Here is a 4426-nt window from a genome sequence, read left to right as displayed (position 1 = left end):
GTTGTCAGTTGTCAGTTGTCAGTTGTCAGTTGTCAGTTGTCGGTTGTCGGTTGTCATTTGTCGGTTGTCATTCTTCACCCTTCATCCTTCACCCCTGATTCTTCATCCCTAATCCTTGAGCGTTTCATGCTTTCTTTTCGATCTGATCCCTATTTTTGGATTCATCTAGCGGGTGCGGCGGCTGTCCCCCTGTTTCTCGAACTGACTTGGGTTGGTTTGTCCGTGGGTGACCCTCTGTTCTCCGGTGGTTTGGAATTGCTGTTCGTAGCGTTCGTTGGCCTGTTGCCCCTGTTGTGGATGCAATGGACGCGCCCGTTCTATATTTTTAGTTTGCTGTTCGTGGCGATCGCCCCCCAATACCTGACAGAGGAACAACGACGGATCCTCAGCTTATTTCTGAGAGCGCGGAACCGTTGGCTGGCCTTATTAGTTCCGGTGGGATTAGTCGCAATTCTCTGGAATCTTTATCTGTGGTCCCCCGTCGCTGCTGGGATTGGTGCTTATTTACCCCAATCGCATCTTTTCGGACTGGCGATCGCCACCCTGGGCTTTTTCGGCGCTAATCTCTTTCTACAGGTCCCCGTTAGCGTCCTTGCCGTCTTACTCACCCCAGAACCCACCTTTGCCGCCATATCCCCCGTTCCGGTTGACCAACTTCCCCGGACCTTTACAATCCCCGGATGGAAAGTCCAGAAAATTTTACCCCTACCCCCCATCCAGGTCGAATTGGCTTCCCCTCAACCCATTTCTGACCCCATCCCGCCCCCGGTGGACTCTCCGGTTCCCCCTGAAAATTCGGAACCTTAACTCCAAATGGCATTTCATTGGCTCCGGTTTCCAAGGAGTGTGAGCATCTTACTCGCTACTGTTGCAGTAAGCGAGCAAGATGCTCGCACTCCTTCATCTTTGGGAATGATGGAGGGGGGTAAGGGAGCAAGATGCTCGCACTGCTTCATGCTTCCCAATGATTTAGGCGACTCTATAAATACCACAGAATAAAAAAATTAGAGACGCCAAATTTCACGTCTCTAAAAAGGTTTTAAAAGGTTGAAATTAGATTCGGTTTTCTTCAGGCCAAATCAATTTTATTCCTCCCCTTTAAAAAGGTAACTTTTCCAAAAAACTCAGCTTGTTATAGACTCGAACTAAACTCGCCACATCTACTTCTACAGTCTGTGCTGGGTAATTTTCAATCAATTCCACCACACTAATCTGCCCATCTTCCGCTGCGGAGAGAACCAAAGAAGCCCGCAGGGCCTGACCGCTCAACTGACCTGAAGGGGTCTGAATCATATCCCCCATTTCATCTAACACGCGCTTACCCAGACGATTATTCAGCGCCCAATCCAAAAATTGTGGACTCACAGAAATTGAGCGGTTTAAATAATTCCGAACTTCATCAGGGTTTTGACTCCCTAAGCGCATATACGATCGCAATGAGAAAGACATATCTCCCGTCTGAGCAAACCTAGATAAGTCAGCCACAGAAACAGGCGCTCGCATGGGTCCATACTTGAGAATAATTTGTTCTGCTGCCGTGGCACTGTTTGGGAAAAACATTCCTTCCCCCACTCCCAACAAAGCAATCCCGAGAGTTCCAACCTGGATAATCCGACGCAAAACCGATAACATGGATAGGCGCATTTTTATCAATTTAATAGATGAGTTTACCGACTAAAGACGAGGAATTTACAGAAGAGGTTTCTGGCTTGGTAAAGGGGATTTCTCTTAAGTTTTCATCCCCCAAAACCCCTAGTAAAATTTCCCGGGAAACAACAGGAATGAACGAGCTGATTGGATCATCATTAAGTCTCAAGAAGAACATCCTGACAGGATGGGATAACCGGGACAAGAAACAGGATTTTTGGCCCTTTCTTTGTGGCAAAGCCAGCCTAAATCTTGTCAAAAAACGGGGTTTGTCTTCCCTCTACTGTACCGACCTCCTCGGGACTTGATTTTATCCCAACTGCGTTCATGTAAGCGCCTGTGGGGTTAACCTAAGTCTAACAACTTTGATGTTTTACCAGAGTAGGACCCATCAGCAGATGATCAAGCGACTTTCTTCTTTGAGGTTACAACCGGCGAGTTTGGGTCAGGGGACCCTGGCTCAGAGATTGAGCCTGCCCCTGGTAACCGCCGTGGTTTTAGGAGTAGGAGTAGTGGCTGTTCCAGGAGTTTGGGCCAACTGGGTCCCTGGGATGCCAGAGTCCTCGGGAGTGCAGACGGCCCAAATTCCTGCGAATGCTAGAGTCGTCTATGTCAATCCGGTGTTAGGAAGCGATCGCCCAGATGCAGGCACCAGCGAAGGGTCCGCCTATCAGAGCATTACTTACGCCCTCTCCCAAGCCACCTCTGGGACTGTGATTCAGTTGGCCCCTGGAAGTTACACCAAGGACACCGAAACTTTTCCCCTGACCCTCGGCCCGGGGATTATTTTACGCGGGGATGAATCCAAGAAAGGGCAGAACGTGCGGATTATTGGCGGTGGTAGCTTTAGCAGTCCTACCTTTGCGGTTCAAAATGTGGCGATCGTAACTGCCACAGATAGCACGATCGCCGGGGTAGCGGTAACGAACCCGAACACCCGGGGAACCGGCATCTGGATCGAATCGGGAGCAGCGACGATTCGCAATAGTACCTTTACCAGTAATCTGCGCGAGGGGGTTTTTGTAACGGGGAATTCCACGCCCCTGATTGAAAATAGCGTGTTTACGGAAAACGATGGGAATGGGATTTCTATTACGCGATCGGCTCAAGGGTCCATTCGGGGAAATGTCTTTCAGAACACGGGTTTTGGCTTGGCGATCGGGGATTCATCGGCCCCGATGATTGTGGATAACCGGATTCTGCAAAATATTGATGGAGTGGTGGTGTCCAATTCGGCGAAACCCATCTTTCGCAATAACGTGATTGAGAATAATGAACGGGATGGGATTGTCGTGATCGGGGATGCTTTGCCGGATTTGGGGACTGCCGAATCCGAGGGCAAAAATTACATCCGGAGTAACACCCGCTATGACCTTTATAATGCGACGCGCAACAATACGATTCTGGCGGTGGGGAATGATATTGATGGGAGTCGCATCTCTGGGGCGGTGGAGTTTGTGGCGGCAACGATCGCCGCAGGATTTCGGGATATTTCGGGTCACTGGGCGCAACCTTATATTGAAGCGTTGGCGGCGAAAGGGGTGATTGCGGGATTTAATGATGGGACATTTCGTCCGAATGAGCGGGTGACTCGTGCTCAGTTTGCGGCGATCGTGAATAAGGCTTTTACTGGGCGATCGAATCAGGCTTGTTCAGCGTTTGCCGATGTTCGGAGTAATTTCTGGGGTTTTGAGGCGATTCAAACCGCTTGTCGGGGTGGGTTTTTAACGGGATATCCGGGAAATCAGTTCCGCCCGGAACAGCAGATTCCTCGGGTGCAGGTGCTGGTGGCCCTAGCCAGTGGGTTGGGATTGCGTTCTGAGAATATGGCGGTGTTATCGGTGTTTTCGGATACGAGTGGGATTCCGGATTGGGCGCAGACGGCGATCGCCGGGGCGACGGAACAGGGCTTAGTGGTGAATTATCCAATTCGCGATCGCCTCAATCCGAGTCAAGAGGCAACCCGCGCCGATGTTGCGGCCTTTGTTTACCAGGCCCTAGTGAATGCGGGTCAAGCCGAAGCGATCGCCTCTCCTTATTTGGTGATGGCACCCTAACTGGGGCCAAGAGGTTCAACGGGAAAGGGCCGGTTTCCTTATATATTATGATCAGGGGATCAGAAACATTGGACAGAAATCCACCGGGGGAGCATTAACAGCGATAAGCCAGAAAAAGACTTAATCAGAATAAATGCTCCCCAACCCGGTAGAGTAAAAGCGCGATCGTTGTCCTGACTGGAGCAGAACAATCCAGCATTCTCGGCGGCTTCAGTCGGCTTTTTCTAACCGAAAGAGCCAAACCATTAGGGCGACAACCCCGAGTTGCAGGGCAAAATTAGGCAGTGCCGCGCCAACTTCACGACCGGCTAATAGTTGCGCTAGAAACACAAAAGCGCCAATGCCACCGGAGGCACCACAGACTACATAAACAAATTTACGCAGTCCCTTATAGGGCGCAGCAGCCTCAGCCCTTAATCGAGCATATTTTTCCGGTGGGAGGGATTGTTTACCCCGGGGCCTGGATGGGCCCGAAGGAGGGCGGGAGGACCCAGTAGGAGAATCGGGAGTTTGATCGGCCATAAGACTCACAAAAACAGAAGGTTGAGGTTCGCCTTTCCATTATCCAAAACAATGGGGATCTCGGAACCCTAGGGGGGCAAGAGTGGGTTTTTTACCCAAATGCTCTCAACCTAACTCCATGTTTTTCCTCGTGACGTGGCTTAAGCGTCTCATGAGGAAACTACTTTTTCCAAGAGGGTTTGGTGACCAAACCCCTACAT

At 50.5% G+C, this 4426-nt stretch carries 4 protein-coding genes; 2 read left to right on the top strand and 2 right to left on the bottom strand.

All coding sequences use genetic code 11. The annotated features are described in order from the left end of the window. Positions 1-126 precede the first annotated feature (126 nt). Positions 127-807 (top strand): low-complexity tail membrane protein, encoded by a 681-nt coding sequence (locus tag J0895_RS14590; protein ID WP_207088797.1) that lies wholly within the window; start codon positions 127-129, stop codon positions 805-807. Positions 808-1098: 291 nt separating this feature from the next. On the opposite strand, the gene J0895_RS14585 is transcribed toward J0895_RS14590, so the two are convergent. Further along, positions 1099-1644: an alpha/beta hydrolase gene (locus tag J0895_RS14585; protein ID WP_207088796.1), complete on the bottom strand. Its 546-nt coding sequence runs from the start codon at positions 1642-1644 to the stop codon at positions 1099-1101. Between the two features lie 401 nt (positions 1645-2045). On the opposite strand from J0895_RS14585, the gene J0895_RS14580 reads away from it, so the two are divergent. Beyond that, on the top strand, positions 2046-3704 hold the full coding sequence (locus tag J0895_RS14580; RefSeq protein WP_207088795.1) for a DUF1565 domain-containing protein: 1659 nt from the start codon (positions 2046-2048) through the stop codon (positions 3702-3704). Positions 3705-3914: 210 nt separating this feature from the next. Here J0895_RS14580 and J0895_RS14575 read toward each other — a convergent pair whose 3' ends face one another. Beyond that, the gene (locus J0895_RS14575) at positions 3915-4226 is read right to left on the bottom strand and encodes a DUF3493 domain-containing protein (protein ID WP_207088794.1); all 312 of its coding nucleotides are present in this window, start codon (positions 4224-4226) and stop codon (positions 3915-3917) included. Positions 4227-4426 lie beyond the last annotated feature (200 nt).

It is taken from the genome of Phormidium pseudopriestleyi FRX01, assembly GCF_017313335.1.
Classification (GTDB): Bacteria; Cyanobacteriota; Cyanobacteriia; order Cyanobacteriales; family Laspinemataceae; genus Laspinema; species Laspinema pseudopriestleyi.
The sequence above is the reverse complement of the archived record's forward strand: the minus strand, read 5'-3'. Positions and strand labels throughout refer to the sequence as shown.

What these genes read in the sequence shown, in the direction of transcription:
- J0895_RS14585 (WP_207088796.1), bottom strand. Translation starts at nt 1,644, where the DNA reads ATGCGCCTATCCATGTTATCGGTTTTGCGTCGGATTATCCAGGTTGGA.
- J0895_RS14580 (WP_207088795.1), top strand. Translation starts at nt 2,046, where the DNA reads ATGATCAAGCGACTTTCTTCTTTGAGGTTACAACCGGCGAGTTTGGGT.
- J0895_RS14575 (WP_207088794.1), bottom strand. Translation starts at nt 4,226, where the DNA reads ATGGCCGATCAAACTCCCGATTCTCCTACTGGGTCCTCCCGCCCTCCT.
- J0895_RS14590 (WP_207088797.1), top strand. Translation starts at nt 127, where the DNA reads ATGCTTTCTTTTCGATCTGATCCCTATTTTTGGATTCATCTAGCGGGT.